This is a genomic window from Frigoribacterium sp. PhB118, from assembly GCF_003751725.1.
Lineage (GTDB): Bacteria > Actinomycetota > Actinomycetes > Actinomycetales > Microbacteriaceae > Frigoribacterium.
Genome location: NZ_RKID01000003.1, coordinates 115,386 through 134,441, shown reverse-complemented (window position 1 = coordinate 134,441; position 19,056 = coordinate 115,386). Strand labels below are relative to the sequence as shown.

General features: G+C 69.6%; 15 protein-coding genes. 10 read left to right on the top strand and 5 right to left on the bottom strand.

The features are described 5' to 3' along the window. Positions 1-43: 43 nt before the first annotated feature. Positions 44-1,366 carry an ABC transporter substrate-binding protein gene (locus EDF21_RS10120; protein ID WP_056043452.1) on the top strand — a complete coding sequence of 441 codons (1,323 nt, stop codon included), beginning with the start codon at positions 44-46 and terminating at the stop codon, positions 1,364-1,366. A gap of 533 nt (positions 1,367-1,899) precedes the next feature. On the opposite strand, the gene EDF21_RS10115 is transcribed toward EDF21_RS10120, so the two are convergent. The 4 genes from EDF21_RS10115 to EDF21_RS10100 form a co-directional block, all read right to left on the bottom strand. Further along, a complete protein-coding gene (locus EDF21_RS10115) occupies positions 1,900-2,622 on the bottom strand; it encodes an ABC transporter ATP-binding protein (protein ID WP_043595993.1) in 723 nt (240 codons plus the stop codon). A gap of 80 nt (positions 2,623-2,702) precedes the next feature. Next, on the bottom strand, positions 2,703-3,818 hold the full coding sequence (locus EDF21_RS10110; RefSeq protein ID WP_123571475.1) for an ABC transporter ATP-binding protein: 1,116 nt from the start codon (positions 3,816-3,818) through the stop codon (positions 2,703-2,705). Positions 3,819-3,861: 43 nt separating this feature from the next. Next, the gene (locus EDF21_RS10105; protein ID WP_056043448.1) at positions 3,862-4,845 is read right to left on the bottom strand and encodes a branched-chain amino acid ABC transporter permease; all 984 of its coding nucleotides are present in this window, start codon (positions 4,843-4,845) and stop codon (positions 3,862-3,864) included. A gap of 12 nt (positions 4,846-4,857) precedes the next feature. Continuing rightward, positions 4,858-6,213, bottom strand: a complete 1,356-nt coding sequence (locus tag EDF21_RS10100) for a branched-chain amino acid ABC transporter permease (protein WP_233568456.1) — start codon at positions 6,211-6,213, stop codon at positions 4,858-4,860. 359 nt (positions 6,214-6,572) lie between these two features. On the opposite strand from EDF21_RS10100, the gene guaB reads away from it, so the two are divergent. The 8 genes from guaB (at position 6,573) to guaA (ending at position 16,482) form a co-directional block, all read left to right on the top strand. Then, entirely contained in the window at positions 6,573-8,075 is a 1,503-nt protein-coding gene (guaB, locus tag EDF21_RS10095) for an IMP dehydrogenase (RefSeq protein WP_123571262.1), read from the top strand. Positions 8,076-8,122: 47 nt separating this feature from the next. Beyond that, positions 8,123-9,244: a GuaB3 family IMP dehydrogenase-related protein gene (locus tag EDF21_RS10090; protein ID WP_123571261.1), complete on the top strand. Its 1,122-nt coding sequence runs from the start codon at positions 8,123-8,125 to the stop codon at positions 9,242-9,244. A 61-nt stretch (positions 9,245-9,305) separates the two neighbouring features. Then, entirely contained in the window at positions 9,306-11,165 is a 1,860-nt protein-coding gene (locus tag EDF21_RS10085) for a glycerol-3-phosphate dehydrogenase/oxidase (RefSeq protein WP_082460137.1), read from the top strand. A 201-nt stretch (positions 11,166-11,366) separates the two neighbouring features. Further along, positions 11,367-11,897 (top strand): cation:proton antiporter regulatory subunit, encoded by a 531-nt coding sequence (locus EDF21_RS10080; protein WP_043595745.1) that lies wholly within the window; start codon positions 11,367-11,369, stop codon positions 11,895-11,897. A 4-nt stretch (positions 11,898-11,901) separates the two neighbouring features. Further along, positions 11,902-13,413 (top strand): cation:proton antiporter, encoded by a 1,512-nt coding sequence (locus tag EDF21_RS10075; RefSeq protein ID WP_199736334.1) that lies wholly within the window; start codon positions 11,902-11,904, stop codon positions 13,411-13,413. A 55-nt stretch (positions 13,414-13,468) separates the two neighbouring features. Then, entirely contained in the window at positions 13,469-14,320 is an 852-nt protein-coding gene (locus tag EDF21_RS10070) for an SURF1 family protein (RefSeq protein ID WP_123571260.1), read from the top strand. Positions 14,321-14,395: 75 nt separating this feature from the next. Continuing rightward, positions 14,396-14,836, top strand: a complete 441-nt coding sequence (locus tag EDF21_RS10065; protein ID WP_043595742.1) for a DUF3817 domain-containing protein — start codon at positions 14,396-14,398, stop codon at positions 14,834-14,836. A gap of 92 nt (positions 14,837-14,928) precedes the next feature. Beyond that, positions 14,929-16,482 (top strand): glutamine-hydrolyzing GMP synthase, encoded by a 1,554-nt coding sequence (guaA, locus tag EDF21_RS10060; RefSeq protein WP_056044511.1) that lies wholly within the window; start codon positions 14,929-14,931, stop codon positions 16,480-16,482. A gap of 384 nt (positions 16,483-16,866) precedes the next feature. On the opposite strand, the gene EDF21_RS10055 is transcribed toward guaA, so the two are convergent. Then, positions 16,867-17,700, bottom strand: coding sequence for a Bax inhibitor-1/YccA family protein (locus EDF21_RS10055; RefSeq protein WP_123571259.1), 834 nt, complete (start codon positions 17,698-17,700; stop codon positions 16,867-16,869). Positions 17,701-18,004: 304 nt separating this feature from the next. Here EDF21_RS10055 and EDF21_RS10050 point away from each other — a divergent pair, with 304 nt between their 5' ends. After that, entirely contained in the window at positions 18,005-18,997 is a 993-nt protein-coding gene (locus tag EDF21_RS10050) for a glycerophosphodiester phosphodiesterase family protein (protein WP_123571258.1), read from the top strand. Positions 18,998-19,056: the final 59 nt, after the last annotated feature.

The following is a 19,056-nucleotide window of genomic DNA, read 5'->3' as shown; positions in this document are numbered from 1 at the left end:
CCGGTCGGGCTGCACTGCCGCTGTCCACGAAAGGGTTCCACGGATGATCCGATCCAGCACCGCCCTCCGAGCACTGGCTCTCGCCGGCGCAGCCTCCGTGCTGCTCGCTGCCTGTTCGACGGCATCTCCCTCTGACGACGCCTCGTCGTCGTCGTCGGCCAAGGCCGATCCCGCCGCCAAGTGCGAGGTCGGGACGCCCAGCACCGATCCCTTCGCGATCGGCACCATGCTGCCGCTGACCGGAACCCTGGCCTACCTCGGCCCGCCCGCCATCGCGGGCGCCAACCTGGCCATCAGCGACATCAACGCCGCCGGCGGCGTGCTCGACCAGCCGGCCGAGATCTCGACCAGCACCGACTCGGGCGACAGCAACGACATGACCGTGTCCAGCAACGCCGCGACGCAGCTGATCGACGCCAAGGTGCCCGTCGTGCTCGGTGCCGAGTCGTCGAGCGTCACGCTCAACGTGGTCGACCAGCTCACCAGCAACTGCATCATCGAGATCTCGCCCGCCAACACGGCGAGCTCGCTCAGCGGCTACTCGTCCTACTACTACCGCACCGCTCCGCCGGACTCGGTGCAGGGCTCGGCGCTCGGCCAGCAGATCACGGCCGACGGCAACGCCAACGTCGCGTTCCTCGTCTTCAACGACACCTACGGCACGGGTCTGCGCGACTCGACGCAGAAGTCGATCGAGAGCTCGGGCGGCACCGTCGTCTACGGTGGCACCGGCAAGGGCGAAGAGTTCCCTCCCGGTCAGACCACCTTCTCGTCCGAGGTGTCGGCGGCCATCGCCGCCGAGCCCGACGCGATCGTCATCCTGGCCTTCGACGAGACCAAGTCGATCGTGCCCGAGCTGAAGAGCCAGGGCTGGGACATGAGCAAGGTCTACATGTCCGACGGCAACACGGCCGACTACAGCGCCGACTTCGAGCCCGGCACCCTCGCGGGCGCCAAGGGCACGATCCCCGGTGCCGACGCGAGCGCCGACTTCAAGTCGAAGCTCGTGGCCGGCTACAAGGCGAGCGAGGGCGGCGACCTGGCCGACTTCTCGTACGCGGCCGAGTCGTACGACGCCGTCATCCTGACCGCTCTCGCGGCACAGGCCGGTGGCGGCACCGACGCCGGGACGATCCAGGCCAACATGGCCGCGGTCTCCGGAGCGGACGGCGGCACCGAGTGCACGACGTACGCGGACTGCAAGACCGCGCTCGACGCCGGTGACGACATCCACTACACCGGCCCCTCGGGCATCGGAGCGTTCAACGACAACAACGACCCGTCGTCCGCCTCGATCGGCGTCTACACGTTCGACGACGACAACAAGCCCGTCTACCAGACCGGCATCGAGGGCAAGGTCGAATAACGGCACCTCGCACCACCCGGGGCCCGGCACGAGTCATCGTGCCGGGCCCTTCGGCGTGCCGGGGAGGTGCCGTGTCGGGTCTCGGCCCCGGCCCAGCACCTGTCCGCCCCGCCCCACACCTCGTCACACCGCGTTTCGTGCACCGCACCGCGTCGAGACCGGGTGCGCTGCACGAAACGCGGTGTGCACGACGGCACGTCCCGGCGCCAAGGCCCTTCTGCGTGCCAGGGAGGCGCGGAGGCGGGCCGCAGGACGGTCGCGACGCCAGCGCCCACCGGGGCCGCGCCTCCTCGTCCCCTGTCCCCACCGGGTGTGGCGTCGCACTCCCTCCGCACCGCGTCTCGTGCACCGCACCGCGTCGAGACCGGGTGCGCTGCACGAAACGCGGCGCGCAGCACCCGCGTCCCCGACGCCAGCGCCCGACGCCAGCGCCCGACGCCAGCGCCCGGCGCCCGGCCCCCGGCGCCGGACGCACGCACGAGGCCCCGACCACGCCAGGGCGTGATCGGGGCCTCAGGGCGCCACCGGGGGCGTCAGGACGCGTCGACGTCCTTCGCCAGGGTGCCGAGGTAGAGCTCGATGACCTTGGGGTCGTCGGCCAGCTCGCGGCCGGTGCCCGAGTAGGCGTTGCGGCCCTGGTCGAGGACGTAGCCGCGGTCGCAGATCTGCAGGCAGCGGCGGGCGTTCTGTTCGACCATGATCACCGAGACGCCCGCCTTGTTGATGCGGCGGGTGCGGATGAACGTCTCGTCCTGGCGCACGGGCGACAGGCCGGCGGACGGCTCGTCGAGCAGCAGCACCTTCGGGTCCATCATCAGGGCCCTGGCCATGGCGACGGACTGCCGTTCGCCGCCCGAGAGCGAGCCGGCACGCTGGCCGCGACGGTCGGCGAGCACCGGGAACAGGTCGTAGATGACCTCGAGGCGTTCGGCGAACTTCTTGGGCCGCAGGAACATGCCCATCTGCAGGTTCTCCTCGATGGTGAGCGAGGGGAACACGTTGTTGGTCTGCGGGACGAAGCCGACGCCCGCCTCGACCAGCTTGTTGGCCTTGAGGTTCGTGATGTCGGTGCCGCCGAGCGTGACCGATCCCGAGTGGATCTTGACCTGGCCGAAGAGCGCCTTGAGAAGCGTCGACTTGCCGGCGCCGTTCGGGCCGATGATGCCGATCAGTTCGCCGGGGTAGCAGACGAGGTCGCACCCGTTGAGGATGTTGACGCCGGGCAGGTAGCCCGCGACGAGGTCCGTCGCGTTCATCACCGGCTCGACGCCCGCGAACTTCTCGGTGCCCGGGTGCTTGGCCGCGGTGGTGGCGCCCGCGCCGTCCTGTGCCGTGCTCATCGCTTGTCTCCGCTCTGCCGTCCGTCGGACAGCTGGTCGTCGGCCGCGTTCGTGGCCTGCGGGGTCGAGGGGTCGGGGTGGCCGGGCAGGTCGCGTCCGGCGACGCCGCCCGTCGACGAGGAGGCGCTGGTCGCCTCGGCCGCACGGGCCGCGTCCTCGCGTGCCACCTCTTCTTCGAGTTGTTCGAGCGTGGCGTCGTCGAGCAGCGAGTCGTCGCCCAGGTCGGTGTCGTGGTGCGCGCCCAGGTAGGCGTCGATGACGGCCTGGTCGTCCATGACCGTGTCGGCCGGGCCCTCGGCCACGATGCGTCCCTCGGCCATGACGATCACCCAGTCCGAGATGTGGCGGACCATGTGCATGTCGTGCTCGACGAAGAGCACCGTGGTGCCGTCGTCGCGCAGGCTCTGGATGTGCCCCAGCAGCGACTGCGTCAGCGCCGGGTTCACGCCGGCCATCGGCTCGTCGAGCATGATCATGGCCGGGTCGCTCATCAGGGCACGGGCCATCTCGAGCAGCTTGCGCTGGCCGCCCGAGAGGCTGCCGGCGAAGTCGTCCTTCTTCTCGAGCAGCTTGAACCGGGCGAGGAGGTCCTCGGCCTTGGCCTCGATCTCGCGCTCGCGCTTGCGCCAGAGCGGCGCGACGATCGCGACGAAGAAGTTCTCCCCGGGCTGGTCCTTCGCGCCCAGCAGCATGTTCTGCATGACCGTGAGCCGCGAGAGCGCCTTGGTGAGCTGGAACGTGCGCACCATGCCCGAGCGGGCGACCTTGGCGGCGCCGACGTTGCCCATGGCCTTGCCCTCGAACACCCACTTCGCGACGCCCGGGCCGCTGCGCTTGAACGCCGTGGGGGCGGACGAGGCCTTGTCGAAGCCGGTCAGCAGGTTGAAGAAGGTCGTCTTGCCGGCGCCGTTGGGGCCGATCAGTGCCGTGATGGCACCGCGCTGCACCTCGACGTGGCCGACGTCGACGGCGGTCATGCCGCCGAAGCGTCGGACGACGTTGTCGACCGTGAGGATCGGGTCGGGCTTGGCCGACCCGGGGGTCCGCTCGACCGTGGTGAGCTTCGAACGCAGGACGCTGCGGTCGTAGTCGTAGCCCTCGCGGCGGGGCAGCGTGCTGCCGCTCGGGGCCGGTCCGTTGGTGGTGCTCGAGGTGTCAGACACTGAACGCCAACTCCTTCTTCTTTCCGAGGATGCCCTGTGGCCTGAAGATGATCAGCAGCATGAGGGCGATGCCGACGAGGATGTACGAGAACTGCTCGGCCTGCTGGCCGTTCATGATGCTCGACGGGATGAAGTCGCCGGCGAGGGTGCGCACCAGCAGGCGGGTGACGAAGAACAGGATCGCTCCGAGCACCGGGCCGAAGACGGTGGCGGCACCACCGAGCAGCAGGGCCGTCCAGATGAAGAAGGTCATCGACCGTCCCATGCTGTCGGGCTGCACCGAGCTCGGCAGCACGTAGATGATGCCGGCGAGCGACCCCATCAGCGCACCGAGCACGAGCGCCTGCATCTTGTACGAGTAGACGTTCTTGCCGAGGCTGCGCACGGCGTCCTCGTCCTCACGGATGCCCTTGAGCACACGGCCCCACGGGCTGCGGCTGAGCAGGAAGACCAGGAGGCTGAGGAGGGCGACGATGCTCCAGCCGGCGATGCGGATCCACCAGCCGTTGACGCCGTTGTTCTCGTAGGTGAACCACAGGATCGTCGTCTGGCCGTCGGGCAGCGGCGAGAGGGCGGTGAAGGCCTCGCGGTACGAGGCCCCGGGGATGCCGTTCGAGCCACCCGTCGTGGTCGTCAGGATGCTCGACCGTCCCACGTACCGGATGATCTCGGCCGAACAGATGGTGACGATGGCCAGGTAGTCGCCCCTCAGCTTCAGCGTCGGCACGCCGAGGATGAGCGCGAAGACCAACGAGCAGAGCAGGGCGATGATGACGGCGAGGCCGAGGGGCAGGCCGTTGCTGATCGAGATGGCGAAACCGTAGGCACCGAGCAGCAGGAACGCCGCCTGGCCCATGTTGATCAGGCCGGTGAAGCCGAAGTGGATGTTCAGGCCGATCGCCGCGATGGCGAAGGCGGCCGTCGTGGGCGCGAGGGCCTCGGCGCTCAGCGCCCGCAGGAGTTCGATGAAGTACATGGTCGTGTCCCCTTAGCCCACTCGTTCTTTTCGCCCGAAGATGCCCTGTGGTCTGAACACGAGGATCAGGATCAGGATCAGCAGCGCCGTCGCGTACTTGAAGTCGCCGGGCAGCCAGATGTTGGTCAGCTCGACGATGATGCCGATGATCAGCGAACCGACCAGGGCCCCGAAGGCCGTGCCGAGGCCGCCCAGGGTGACGGCGGCGAAGATCAGCAGCAGGATCTGCAGGCCGGTCATCCAGTTGACGCCGTTGAGCACGAGGCCGAGCATGACGCCCGAGAGGCCGGCCAGGCCGGCGGCCAGCGTCCAGACCAGGCGGATGATGCGGTCGACGTCGATGCCCGAGGCCGCGGCGAGGGCCGGGTTGTCCGACACGGCGCGGGTGGCGCGGCCGGTGCGGGTCTTCAGCAGGAACAGTCCCGTGCCGACCAGCACGACCACCGAGATCGCCATGGCGACGTACGACTGGACGGTCAGGGTCACGCCGAGGAAGTCGACGGTGGTCGGGTTGTCGCGGTCGATGCGCACGGTGCCGGCGCCGTAGAAGTACTGGAATGCGTACTGCAGGGCGATCGAGAGGCCGATGGTCACGATCATCAGCTGGGTGAGGCTGAGCCGGCGCTTCCGCAGCGGTTTCCAGATCGCGAGGTCCTGCAGGTAGCCCGTCGCCGCACAGATCACCGTGCTGAGCACCGCGGCCAGGATCAGCGGCACCCCGATCGAGGTGAACGAGTAGGCCAGCAGACCGCCGAGGGTCACCTGCTCGCCGTGCGAGAAGCTGCTGAGGCCCGTCGTGCCGTAGATCAGCGACAGGCCGATGGCGGCGAGGGCGAGCAGCAGGCCGAGCCGGATGCCCGAGGCGAACTGCTGCGCGAAGCGGTCCCAGTTGAAGCTCGACGCGGTCGCGGCGCCGCTCGTGGCGCCTTCCTCGGCGGTGAGGGCGAACAGGGCGCTCGCCGTGGCGCCGAGGTTCACGGTCACGGTGCGCTCGGCGTTGTCGGCGTTCACCAGGAACTGGCCGTCGGGCAGGGTGTCCTGGTCGACCGTCACGGTGTAACTGCCGGCCTCGGTCACCGCGATGCTCCACCGACCGGTGTCGTCGGTGGTCGCGGTCTGCTCGTCGCCGGTCGCGTTCGTCGCGATCACGTCGACGCCCGAGGCGGGCTCCCGCTCGCTGTCGTTGATCGTTCCCTGGATGCAGCCGGTCGTCGCGTCGGTGGTGCAGGCGGCGGCCGCGGCGTGGGCGGCCGTCGGGGCGAAGGCCCCCATGAAGGTCGCCAGGAGTCCGAGCAGTACGGCGGAGGCCGTCACGATCAGGGACTGCCGCAGCCGTGGCCGCGACGCGATGGTCGTCGAGAGTCTCACAAAACCTCCTGGTGGGAAGCGCCCCGTCGAGATTCGGGCGGTCTCGTTCTGCTCCCGGGGCGTCGTCGTCGCTGACAGTAACTCCGCTGTGTGTCGAGCATGTTTCAGGTGCGCGACGGAGTGGAGTCGGTACAGAATCCCCCATGTCGAGCGAGAATCACGAATCTTCCGTGTGTCGGATCGGTAACGGTGCCGTTCCGTTGCGTCCCGGGGGGCCGCGCGCGCCTCCTCGGCGATGCGGCGGGTGCGCCGCCGAGAGGAATGCAGGAGGCGCGGGCTGGGTTAATATCGACTACCGGGCTCGACGGCGATCCGGTGCCAACCCACCCACCCTCATCTCGCTCCTTCGAAGGGGACTCATGGACCAGCCGGACCCGTTCGGATTCATCGGACTCACCTACGACGACGTCATGCTGCTTCCGGGCCGCACCGACGTCATCCCGAGCGAGACCGACACCTCGTCGCAGCTCACCAAGCGCATCCGGGTCGCGGTGCCGCTGCTCTCGGCCGCGATGGACACCGTGACCGAGTCGCGCATGGCCATCGCCATGGCGCGCCAGGGCGGCATCGGAATCATCCACCGCAACCTCTCGATCGCCGACCAGGCCGCGCACGTCGACAAGGTCAAGCGCAGCGAGTCGGGCATGATCACCAACCCCGTCACGACGACGCCCGACGCCACGGTGGCCGAGGTCGACGCGCTCTGCGGGCAGTTCCGCGTCTCGGGCCTGCCGGTCGTCGAGGGCGACGGCACGCTGGTCGGCATCATCACCAACCGCGACATGCGATTCGTCTCGCCGTTCGAGATGTCGACGACGCTCGTCCGCGACGTCATGACGAAGGCGCCGCTGATCACCGCGCCCGAGGGCGTCGACCCCGACTCGGCGATCGCCATCTTCGCGCAGCACAAGATCGAGAAGCTGCCCCTGGTGGACGAGGCCGGGCACCTGCGCGGCCTCATCACCGTCAAGGACTTCGACAAGAGCGAGAAGTACCCCGACGCCACGAAGGACGACGAGGGCCGCCTGCGGGTCGGCGCCGCGATCGGCTTCTTCGGCGACGCGTGGGAGCGCGCCAGCGCCCTGCGCGACGCGGGGGTCGACGTGCTCGTGGTCGACACCGCCAACGGCGAGAGCTCGGGCGAGCTCGACATGATCCGTCGCATCAAGGCCGACCCGAGCTTCGCGCACATCGACGTCATCGGCGGCAACGTGGCCACGCGCAGCGGCGCCCAGGCGCTGATCGAGGCCGGCGCCGACGCCATCAAGGTCGGCGTGGGTCCGGGCTCCATCTGCACCACCCGCGTCGTCGCGGGCGTCGGCGTGCCCCAGGTCACGGCCGTCTACGAGGCGTCCCTCGCCGCTCGCGAGGCCGGCGTCCCGGTCATCGCCGACGGTGGGCTGCAGTACTCGGGCGACATCGCCAAGGCCCTGGTGGCCGGCGCCGACACGGTCATGCTCGGTTCGCTGCTCGCCGGCTGCGACGAGAGCCCGGGCGACCTGGTCTTCGTCAACGGCAAGCAGTTCAAGAACTACCGCGGCATGGGCTCGCTGGGTGCGATGCAGACGCGTGGCAAGAACACGTCGTACTCGAAGGACCGCTACTTCCAGGCCGACGTGCCGAGCGACGACAAGCTCATCCCCGAGGGCGTCGAGGGTCAGGTGCCCTACCGCGGAGCGCTCAACAACGTCGTGTACCAGCTCAGCGGTGGTCTCCGTCAGTCGATGTTCTACGTCGGAGGCCGCACCGTGGCCGAGCTCAAGGCGAACGGCAAGTTCGTCCGCATCACCGCCGCAGGCCTGAAGGAGAGCCACCCGCACGACCTGCAGATGGTCGTCGAGGCCCCCAACTACCGCCGGTGATGCCGCCGGGCCGGGGGCGCGACCCCCGGCTCCGGTAGGGTGGCACGGTGACTGAGGTAGAGATCGGCGTCTCCAAGCGAGCCCGCCGCGCGTACGCGTTCGACGACATCGCCATCGTTCCGAGCCGGCGTACGCGCGACCCGCGCGACGTCTCGGTCGGGTGGTCGATCGACGCGTTCCAGTTCGAGTCGCCGGTCATCGCCGCGCCCATGGACTCGGTGGTCAGTCCGGCCACGGCCATCCGCATCGGCCAGCTCGGCGGCCTCGGCGTCCTCGACCTCGAGGGCGTCTGGACGCGCTACGACGACCCCGAGCAGGTGCTGGCCGAGATCCGCGAGCTCTCCGAAGACGACTCGGTCGCCCGCATGCAAGAGATCTACAGCGAGCCGATCAAGCCCGAGCTCGTCCGCGACCGCCTCGCCGAGATCCGCGCCGCCGGGGTCACCGTCGCCGGTGCCCTCAGCCCGCAGCGCACCCAAGACCTGTACCAGACGGTCGTCGACGCCGGCGTCGACCTCTTCGTCATCCGGGGCACGACGGTCAGCGCCGAGCACGTCGCGAAGAACAGCGAGCCGCTGAACCTCAAGAAGTTCATCTACGAGCTCGACGTCCCCGTCATCGTCGGTGGCGCCTCGACCTACACCGCCGCCCTGCACCTGATGCGCACCGGTGCCGCCGGCGTCCTCGTCGGGTTCGGGGGCGGCGCAGCCAGCACGACCCGCGCCTCCTTGGGCATTCACGCTCCCATGGCGAGCGCCGTGGCCGACGTGGCGGGCGCGCGCCGCGACTACCTCGACGAGTCGGGCGGGCGCTACGTGCACGTCATCGCCGACGGGGGCCTGGGCACCTCGGGCGACCTGGTCAAGGCCATCGCCTGCGGCGCGGACGCCGTCATGCTGGGCGCCGCGCTGGCCCGGGCCGACGACGTGCCCGGCGGTGGCTACCACTGGGGCGCCGAGGCGCACCACCCCGAACTGCCCCGCGGCCGACGCATGCACGTGGGCACCATCGGCTCGCTCGAGAAGATCCTCTACGGTCCCGCCACGACGGTCGACGGCACGTCGAACATCATGGGCGCGCTGCGTCGTTCGATGGCGACCACCGGCTACAGCGACCTGAAGGAGTTCCAGCGCGTCGAGGTGGTTGTGGCCCCCTACCAGCCTCACTAGCGTTTGATGGGGTGGTCCGGTCGAGAGACCGGGCCGACCGAATCCAACGATGGAGGCTCGCATGGCCAAGTCCGCGTCCGTTTCGCTCTCCACGAAGCTCGGCCCCGACGAACGGGCCGCAGCCGTCGAGGCGTTGAAGACGAAAGAACTCGACATCCTCGTGATCGGGGGTGGCATCGTCGGTGCGGGTTCCGCGCTCGATGCCGTGACCCGTGGGTTGAGCGTCGGCATCGTCGAGGCCCGTGACTGGGGCTCCGGCACGTCGAGTCGCTCGTCGAAGCTCGTGCACGGTGGCATCCGCTACCTCGAGCAACTGAACTTCCGTCTCGTGCGCGAGGCACTGATCGAGCGTGGCCTGCTGCTGCAACGCCTGGCACCGCACCTGGTGAAGCCCGTGCGGTTCCTCTACCCGCTCAGCAAGCCGGTCTACGAGCGGTTCTACATCGGTGCCGGAATGGCGCTCTACGACATCTTCAGCTGGACCGGTGGTCGCCCGCCCGGCGTCCCCCACCACCGTCACCTCACCAAGACGCAGGTGCTCCGCGCCATCCCGAGCCTGTCGAAGGACGCGGTCGTCGGCGGCCTCACCTACTACGACGCCCAGGTCGACGACGCCCGGTACGTCTCGTCGCTGGTGCGCACCGCGTCGAGCTACGGCGCCCACGCGGCGAGCCGCATCCGGGTCGAGGGCTTCGTCAAGGTGGGCGAGCGGGTCGTCGGCGTGAAGGCGCACGACTACCAGACCGGCGAGCACTTCGAGATCCGCGCCAAGCAGGTCGTCAACGCGACCGGCGTCTGGACGGACGACACGCAGGCCATGGTCGGCGAGCGGGGACAGTTCAAGGTGCGGGCGTCGAAGGGCGTGCACCTCGTGGTGCCGCGCGACCGCATCCACTCCGACATGGGCATGATCTTCCGCACCGAGAAGAGCGTCCTGTTCGTCATCCCGTGGGGCCGCCACTGGCTCGTGGGCACGACCGACACCGACTGGGACCTCGACAAGGCCCACCCCGCGGCCACGGCGGCCGACATCGACTACATCCTCGAGCACGTCAACAAGGTCATGGCCGTGCCGCTCACCCGGGCCGACGTCGAGGGCGTCTACGCCGGTCTGCGGCCGCTGCTGGCGGGCGAGTCCGACCAGACGTCGAAGCTCTCGCGTGAGCACATCGTCGCCCACACCGTGCCGGGCCTCGTCGTCGTGGCCGGCGGCAAGTGGACGACCTACCGGGTCATGGCCGAGGACGCCATCGACGAGGCCGTCGCGGCCCTCGACGGACGCATCCCGTCGAGCACCACCATGGAGATCCCGCTGATCGGCGCCGAGGGGTACCACGCGGCGTGGAACAAGCGCGGCAAGATCGCGAAGGCGTTCGGCGTCCACAAGGTGCGCATCGAGCACCTGCTCAACCGGTACGGCACCACGACCGACGAGATCCTCGACCTCATCCGCGACGACCCCTCGCTCGCCGAGCCCCTCCCGGGGGCCGACGACTACATCCGCGCCGAGGTCGTCTACGCCGCGAGCCACGAGAGCGCCCTGCACCTCGAGGACGTCCTCGCCCGCCGTACCCGCATCTCGATCGAGGCGTGGGACCGGGGCGAGTCCGCCGCTCCCGTCGCCGCCAAGCTGATGGCCGGCGTGCTCGGCTGGAGCGACGACGAGGCCGAGGCCGAGGTGGCCAACTACCTCAAGCGGGTCGCCGCCGAGCGGGCGAGCCAGCTCGAGCCCGACGACGAGTCGGCCGACCGCGTCCGCCTCGAGGCGCCCGACATCACCTTCGGCTTCGACGAGGACGACATGGTCGTCGCCGGTGCCGACCAAGGAGGCGCGCCCAAGCCGGGAGAAGAGGTCACCGAGCCCGCGGGCACGCCGGGCGACGACACCTCGGCGGGCAGCCCGGGCGGTCGCCAGGGCTGACGCCCGGTCGCTCGCGCGACCACCTGCAGGAGGCGCGGTGCCCGTTCGTCGGGCACCGCGCCTCCCGCGGTTCCTCCGTCCGCGGACGCGGGAACACCTGTGGAGGGTGACGGGTTGTCCCCACCGTGAGCAGCCCGGCTGCTGCGGCCGAACCCGCCGCTAGGCTGAGACGACTGCCCCCGAGTCCACTGGAGACGAACCATGGTTGACGTGCGTCGAGTCAAGCTCCCCGGCGTGGGTGTGCTGCACACCTTCATCACCGACGACGGCGGCAAGTGCGGTGTCATCACGCACCGCTCGGGTCACAGCGACCTCATCACGTTCAGCGACGACGTCGACGGCGACCACGTCAAGAAGGTCTCGCTGCGCCTCAGCGAGGACGAGGCGCACACGCTCGCCGAACTGCTCGGCGGCACGCGCATCACCGAGTCGCTCTCGGCCCTCGACCAGATCCCCGGCCTCAGCATCGACTGGTTCACGGTCGACTACGACGACCACATCGCCGGTCAGCCGCTCGGCGACCTCGGCGCCAAGGGCGTCGTCGGCCTGACCGTCGTGGCGGTCGTCCGGGGCGACGCGGCCAACCCGGCGCCGTCGGGCGACTTCAAGGTGTTCCCCGGTGACACGCTCGTCGTGGCCGGTTCACCCGAGAAGGTCGCCAAGGCGTTCTCGTTCTACCGCACGGGCGAGCTCAAGCACCGCTCGCCGGTCGACGCCCCGCCCGGGGGCTAGGCCGATGCACCTGGGTGAAGAGCTGATCGTCCTCGGTATCCTGCTGCTGATCGCGTACGTGCTCGGCCGCGCCGGCAAGCTGATCGGCCTGCCGTCGATCCCGATCTACATGATCGTCGGCCTGCTCGCCAGCACGAACACGGGGTGGTTCCCGCTCAGCTTCGAGTCCGACAACATCGAGTTGATCGCCATCTTCGGGTTGATCCTGTTGCTGTTCAACCTCGGCCTCGAGTTCGACCAAGACGAATTCTTCTCGAACGCGGGGCGGCTCATCGTCTCGGGCGGCAGCTACATCGCCATCAACATGGGCGTCGGGCTGATCTTCGGCTTCATGCTCGGGTGGGGCACGCGCGAGGCGCTGATCATCGCGGGCATGACGGCGACGTCGTCGAGTGCGATCGTCACCAAGCTGCTGATCGAGTTGAACCGCCTGGCGAACCGCGAGACGCCGATGATCCTCGGCGTCACGGTCGTCGAAGACATCTTCATCGCCATCTACCTCGCGATCGTGTCCGTCGTGCTCAGCGGAGAGACCGACCCGGGGCCGGTGATCCTGAAGCTCGGCATCGCCTTCGCGTTCCTCGTCGTGATGTTCGGCGTGGCCCGATGGGGTGGTCGCGTCGTCTCCCGGCTCATGCGCACGCGGGACGACGAACTCTTCACCGTGCTGTTCTTCGGACTGGCCGTGCTCTTCGCCGGCCTCGGCGAGGTGCTCGGGGTGACCGACGCGATCGGCGCCTTCCTCATCGGCCTGATCATCGGGGCCACGAAGTTCCGCAACCGGGTCGAGCAGTTCGCCCTGCCCATGCGCGACGTCTTCGGGGCGTTCTTCTTCCTGAACTTCGGCCTCGGGCTCAACCCGGCCCTGTTCCCGAGCGTGCTCGGCCCCGTGGCCATCGCCGTGGGCATGACCGTGCTGCTCAACGTGGGTGCCGGGCAGTTCGTCGCGTGGCTCAACAAGCTGGGGCCGCAGGCGGGCATCAACACCACGGTCATCCTGGTCAACCGGGGCGAGTTCGCGTTGATCCTGGCGACGCTGTCCGCGGGTGCGGGTCTCGACGAGCGGTTGCAGCCCTTCGCCGGTCTGTACGTGCTGATCATGGCGGTGCTCGGGCCGGTCCTCGCCTCGAACAGCGAGCGCATCGGCTCGGTGCTGTTGCGGTCGCGCAAGAAGGCCGAGCGTGCCGAGGCCGAGGCCCGTCGTCTCGAACGCGAGGCGCGCAGCGGTGACGAGATCGCCCTGATGGAGGCCGCCCTCGCCGGTGACGACCTCGACCAGGCCGAGGTCACCGAGGACGACGACGAGCGCGAGACCGAGCGGGTCCGGGCGGGTGCCGCGCGGGCCGCCGCGGGCCGGGTCGACCCCACGCGACGCGGGGCCGACGGCGATGCCGACGCCGACGACGACCTGGACGACCTCGACGCGATGGACGCCGACGAGGCCCGCATCTGGGCCGAGCAGGCGGGCCAACAGAGCGACCAGCGGGCCACGCGCCGACGCGACCCCGAGTACTGAACCGCTCGCCGTCGTCCCAGCGGGTTCGTGGGCGACGCGAGGTACGATCGCCTCCGTGACCCAGACCGAGCAGCGCCCCGCCCTCCTCGGCGTCGACGGCGAACCGCTGCCCGCGACCATGTGGCACGTCGCCCGTCGACCCCGCTGGATCGCCCTGCTCGGCCTCGCCCTCGTCGTGGCGGCGATCTTCGCCTGGCTCGGGCACTGGCAGATCGAGCGCAGCGTCGAGAGCGTGCAGGTCGTCAACCCCGAGACCGAGACCAGCAAGGTGTTGTCGTCGGTCGCGACCCCGCAGACGCCCTTCGCCGACTCGCTCGGTGCCCAGCGCGTGTCCGTCACCGGTGAGTTCGACCCGGACGACTTCGCCGTCATCGGTGACCGCGTCAACGGTGGCGAGACCGGCTACTGGCTGATCGGCCGTTTCGTCGACGACGCCAACGGCGCCTCGCTGCCCGTGGGGCTCGGCTGGTCCGCGACCCGCGAGGGCGCCGAGGCCGCCGAGCCGTCCGTGGCCGCGACCTCGACCGTCACGGTCGAGGGCCGCTACTTCCCGTCCGAGTCGCCGACCGAGAGCGACTTCGAGAGCGGTGCGCAGACCGTCGTGTCCGTGGCCGCCCTGATCAACGAGTGGCCCGGCTTCGACGGCCAGGTCTACGGCGGCTACGTCGTCTCCGACTCCGCACCCGCGTCGCTGAGCGAGATCGACTCCGCGCCTCCGGAGTCCGACGTGCAGTTCAACTGGCTCAACGTCTTCTACGCGATCGAATGGGTCGTCTTCGCCGGCTTCGCCGTCTTCCTCTGGTTCCGGCTCGTGCGCGACGCGTTCGAGCGCGAGCACGAAGAAGCCGAGGAGGCGCGGGCCGAGGCGGACGCGCGCGGCGCGACCCAGCCGACCCGCGCCTCCTGACCCCGCGCCTCCCGACCCTTCGACGTCGACAGGTGCCGTCCTGGCGCAGGGGTGGGCGCGGCTAGAATCGTCCCCATGCCTCTGAAGCCCCGGCAACGCGACATCCCGAAGATCCCGGGTGCCGTCAGGTTCTACAAGATCTCGGCGTACGTCACCGGCGTGATGCTGCTGCTGCTCATCTTCGAGATGCTGTTCAAGTACACGCCCCTGCAGCTCGAGATGCAGCTCGGCGGTCAGGGCGGGTTCCTCGTGCCCGTCGACTCGACCACGGGCTTCAACCTGTCGACCGCGATCCTCATCGCGCACGGTTGGCTCTACGTCGTCTACCTCTTCGCCGACTTCCGTCTCTGGAGCCTGATGCGGTGGCCGTTCTCGCGGTTCTTCCTCATCGCGCTCGGCGGCGTCGTGCCCCTGCTCTCGTTCTTCGTCGAGAGCCACATGACCAAGCTCGCGACGCGGCAGTACGAAGCCCTGACCGCCGAGACCACCCCCACGACCGAGGGAGCCCCCGCGTGACCGACGCACCCGAGACCGCCGAGGCGTCGGCGACGACCGCCGCCACGGCCCCCGCACCGGCCGACCGCGCGCCCGAGACCGCGCAGAGCCCCGTGCTCGTGGTCGACTTCGGCGCCCAGTACGCGCAGCTGATCGCCCGGCGCGTGCGTGAGGCCAACGTCTACAGCGAGATCGTGCCGCACACGATCACCGCGGCCGAGATCGCCGAGAAGAACCCCGTGGGCATCGTGCTCAGCGGCGGTCCGTCGAGCGTCTACGAAGAAGGCGCGCCGAGCATCGACGCGGGCATCTTCGACCTCGACATCCCCGTGCTGGGCATCTGCTACGGCTTCCAGGCCATGGCCAAGGCGCTCGGCGGCGAGGTCTCGCAGACCGGCCAGCGTGAGTACGGCGCCACCGACGTCACGCTCGCCGAGGGCGACAGCACGCTGTTGTCGGGCCAGCCGGCCTCGCAGACGACGTGGATGAGCCACGGCGACTCGGTGTCGAAGGCCCCCGAGGGCTTCGACGTGCTGGCCTCGAGCGCGTCGACCCCCGTCGCCGCGTTCTCGAGCGACGCCCGCAAGCTCTACGGCGTCCAGTGGCACCCCGAGGTCAAGCACTCGTCGTACGGCCAGGCCGTGCTCGAGAACTTCCTGCACCGCGCCGCCGGCATCCCCGCGGACTGGAACAGCGGCAACGTCATCGCCGAGCAGGTCGCCCGCATCCGCGAGCAGGTCGGTGACGCACGCGTCATCTGCGGCCTCTCGGGCGGGGTCGACTCGGCCGTCGCGGCCGCCATCGTGCACGAGGCCGTCGGCGACCAGCTGATCTGCGTCTTCGTCGACCACGGTCTGCTGCGCGCCGACGAGCGTCGTCAGGTCGAAGAGGACTACGTCGCCTCGACCGGTGTGCGACTCGTCACGATCGACGCCGAGCAGCAGTTCCTCGACGCCCTCGCCGGGGTGACCGACCCCGAGCAGAAGCGCAAGATCATCGGCCGCGAGTTCATCCGCAGCTTCGAGGCCGCCGCCGAGGCGCTGGTGCTCGAGGCCGCGGCCGAGGGCGACTCGGCCGTGAAGTTCCTCGTGCAGGGCACCCTCTACCCCGACGTCGTCGAGAGCGGTGGCGGTACGGGCACGGCGAACATCAAGAGCCACCACAACGTGGGCGGCCTGCCCGAAGACCTGCAGTTCGAGCTCGTCGAGCCGCTCCGCACCCTCTTCAAGGACGAGGTGCGGGCGATCGGGCGCGAGCTCGGTCTGCCCGAGGTCATCGTCGGGCGTCAGCCGTTCCCCGGCCCGGGTCTCGGCATCCGCATCGTGGGCGAGGTGACGCACGAGCGACTCGAGTTGCTGCGTGCGGCCGACGCGATCGCGCGGGCCGAGCTGACCGCGGCCGGCCTGGACGACGAGATCTGGCAGTGCCCCGTGGTGCTGCTCGCCGACGTCCGCTCGGTGGGTGTGCAGGGCGACGGTCGTACGTACGGTCACCCGATCGTGCTGCGTCCGGTGTCGTCCGAAGACGCCATGACGGCCGACTGGACGCGTCTGCCCTACGACGTGCTGGCCCGCATCTCGAACCGCATCACGAACGAGGTGGACGGCGTCAACCGCGTCGTGCTCGACGTCACCTCCAAGCCCCCGGGAACGATCGAATGGGAATGACCGGGCTGTTTTCGATGCGAAGTATCGAGCCCGGTCATTCCGGGGGAGCCTGCGACCCCGGTGCCCACCAGTAGCCGCGAACGCGAAGTGAGGGAGACCTCCCGCGAAGCGCAGTGACGCGAAACCCCCTCCGGCAGACACCTGCCCGAGGGGGTTTCGTCGTCTCCGCGGGATGTCGTCGTTCCTGGATCTCGGCGTGGTCTCGGGCCAGGGTACGAACGAGCGGGCAGAACGTGCTCTTCATCTGCCCACGAGCAGCACCTTCTGCCCCCTCGGCCATCGACCCCCACCCCCTCGGCCGTCGACCCCCACCCACACAGAAGCGGGGCCCGTCCCGGTCGGAACGAGCCCCGCTTCGGGGTGGTGCGGGTGACGCCGCGCTGGCTAGTCGCTGCCGCGCAGGATGGCGAGCATGCGCAGGATCTCGACGTAGAGCCAGATCACGGTCATGACGATGCCGAAGGCGGCCGACCAGGCGTAGATGCGGGGTGCGCCGCGCTCGACGCCGGTCTTGACCTGGTCGAAGTCGAGGACCAGCGAGTACGCGGCCATGATCACGACGAGGATGCCCAGGATGAAGCCGAGCGGGATGCCGAAGATCTCCATGCCGCGGAGGCCCCAGGGGTTGCTGTTCGCACCGAAGATCATCAGACCGAAGTTGATCAGCGAGAAGACGCCGTAGCCGATCATCGCGATCATGAAGACCTTGGTGGCCTTGGCCGACGCGCGGATCTTGCCACTCTTGAAGAGCAGCAGGGTCGTGGCGAACACCGCGACGGTGCCGATCAGGGCCTGGGTGACGATGCCGTCCCACTGGCTCTCGAAGATCGACGAGATGCCACCGACGAAGAGACCCTGTGCCGCCGAGTAGGCGAGCACGAGCCCGGGGGAGGGCTTCTTCTTGAAGATGTTGACGAGCGCCAGCACGAAGCCGGCGATGGCCCCGACGAAGGCGAGGGCCGGGATGAACCATCCGATGGCCGCACCGACGAGCACCACGCCGAACGCGAGCAGCGTCTTGGTGATGGTGTCTTCGTAGGTCATGCGGTCGGTCTGCGTGGGGCCGGCGGCGGGCTGCGAGTAGAGCTGCTGCAGCTGTTCGGCGGTCATGCCGTTGTACTCGACCGGCTGGGCTGCGCCCTGCTGCTGACGGATGACGGGCCCGCCGTTCTTCGAGAAGGCCGGCGACTGACTGAAGCCGGGATTCGAGAATGCCAAGGGGTTCCTCTTCTGATCGCTAGGGATGTGTGGATCGCCCGCGCAGGTTCACGAAGGCGTTTCCGTACAGATGAGGCTAACGCCTGTCGTGCAACGAATGGCTGAAGATCTGCCTGATGAGAGCCGCATTCTCGTAGGGCGAACGTGCGTGCCGTGCATCTTTTGCGTCTGCGGGGGGCGCGACGCCTCGTCCCCAGGGGCCGCGCCTCCTCGTCTCTCCACAGACGCTCTTTCCCCAGACGGTCTCTCTCCGGGAGGTCGGGCGGCTCGGGCTGCGCACGGGGACGCCGGTTAGCGTGACCGGGTGTCCACCTCGCCTCTCGTCATCGCCCATCGCGGCGCCAGCGGTCACCGACCCGAGCACGGCGAGGACGCCTACCGTCTCGCGATCGAGCTCGGGGCCGACGCCATCGAGCCCGACCTGGTCGCGTCGAGTGACGGCGTTCTCGTCCTGCGGCACGAGAACGAGATCTCGGGCACGACCGACGTCGCCGACCACGACGAGTTCCGGCACCGCCGCACGACCAAGACCATCGACGGCGCGAACGTCACGGGCTGGTTCACCGAGGACTTCACCTGGGACGAACTCAGCACGCTGCGCATCCGCGAACGGCTGCCCGAGCTGCGGCCCGAGAGTGCGGCGCACGACGGCGAGGGGCGCATCCAGCGGCTGGGCGACCTGCTCGACCTGCTCGACGCGGCGGATCGGCCCGTCGGGCTCGTCGCCGAGGTCAAGCACGCCACCTACTTCGACTCCATCGGCCTGCCGCTCGGCGAGCTGCTCGCCGACGAGCTGCGGCAACGGCGCTGGGTCGACGACCCGCGGCTGACCATCGAGTCGTTCGAGCAGACCGTGCTCGGTCGGCTCGCGGACCAGCGACTCGGGGCCCGGCTCGTCTACCTGCTCGAGAAGGCCGGCGTCGCAGCCGACCTGGTCGCCTCGGGCAGATCGTCGGTGGGCTACCGCGACCAGCTGCACGCCGAGTCGCTCGAGTCGTTCGTCGACGCCGGGCTGCACGGCGTCAGCCTCGACAAGCACACGCTCGTCGACGCGCAGGGGGCGACCGACGGTCGGGTCGTCGACCGGGCGCACGCGGCCGGCCTCGACGTCTTCACCTGGACGCTCCGCGCCGAGAACGCGTTCCTGGCCAAGGCCCACCGCGGCCCCGGTGGCAAGGCGGCCTTCGGCGACTGGCGCGCCGAGTTCACCTCGCTCATGGCGCTCGGCGTCGACGGGGTCTTCGCCGACCAGCCCGAGCTCGCCGAGGAGGCGCGGGTCGCCTTCGCGTCCCGCTGACCCCGCGCGACGCCGCCTGCGACCCTGGTCGCCCCGCGCCCTCTCGCCATGTCGGTGGT

Excerpts from the sequence above, each read along its gene's own strand:
- EDF21_RS10080 (WP_043595745.1), top strand. The coding sequence starts at position 11,367 with ATGGTTGACGTGCGTCGAGTCAAGCTCCCCGGCGTGGGTGTGCTGCAC.
- EDF21_RS10105 (WP_056043448.1), bottom strand. The coding sequence starts at position 4,845 with ATGTACTTCATCGAACTCCTGCGGGCGCTGAGCGCCGAGGCCCTCGCG.
- EDF21_RS10085 (WP_082460137.1), top strand. The coding sequence starts at position 9,306 with ATGGCCAAGTCCGCGTCCGTTTCGCTCTCCACGAAGCTCGGCCCCGAC.
- guaB (WP_123571262.1), top strand. The coding sequence starts at position 6,573 with ATGGACCAGCCGGACCCGTTCGGATTCATCGGACTCACCTACGACGAC.
- EDF21_RS10120 (WP_056043452.1), top strand. The coding sequence starts at position 44 with ATGATCCGATCCAGCACCGCCCTCCGAGCACTGGCTCTCGCCGGCGCA.
- EDF21_RS10065 (WP_043595742.1), top strand. The coding sequence starts at position 14,396 with ATGCCTCTGAAGCCCCGGCAACGCGACATCCCGAAGATCCCGGGTGCC.
- EDF21_RS10075 (WP_199736334.1), top strand. The coding sequence starts at position 11,902 with ATGCACCTGGGTGAAGAGCTGATCGTCCTCGGTATCCTGCTGCTGATC.
- EDF21_RS10115 (WP_043595993.1), bottom strand. The coding sequence starts at position 2,622 with ATGAACGCGACGGACCTCGTCGCGGGCTACCTGCCCGGCGTCAACATC.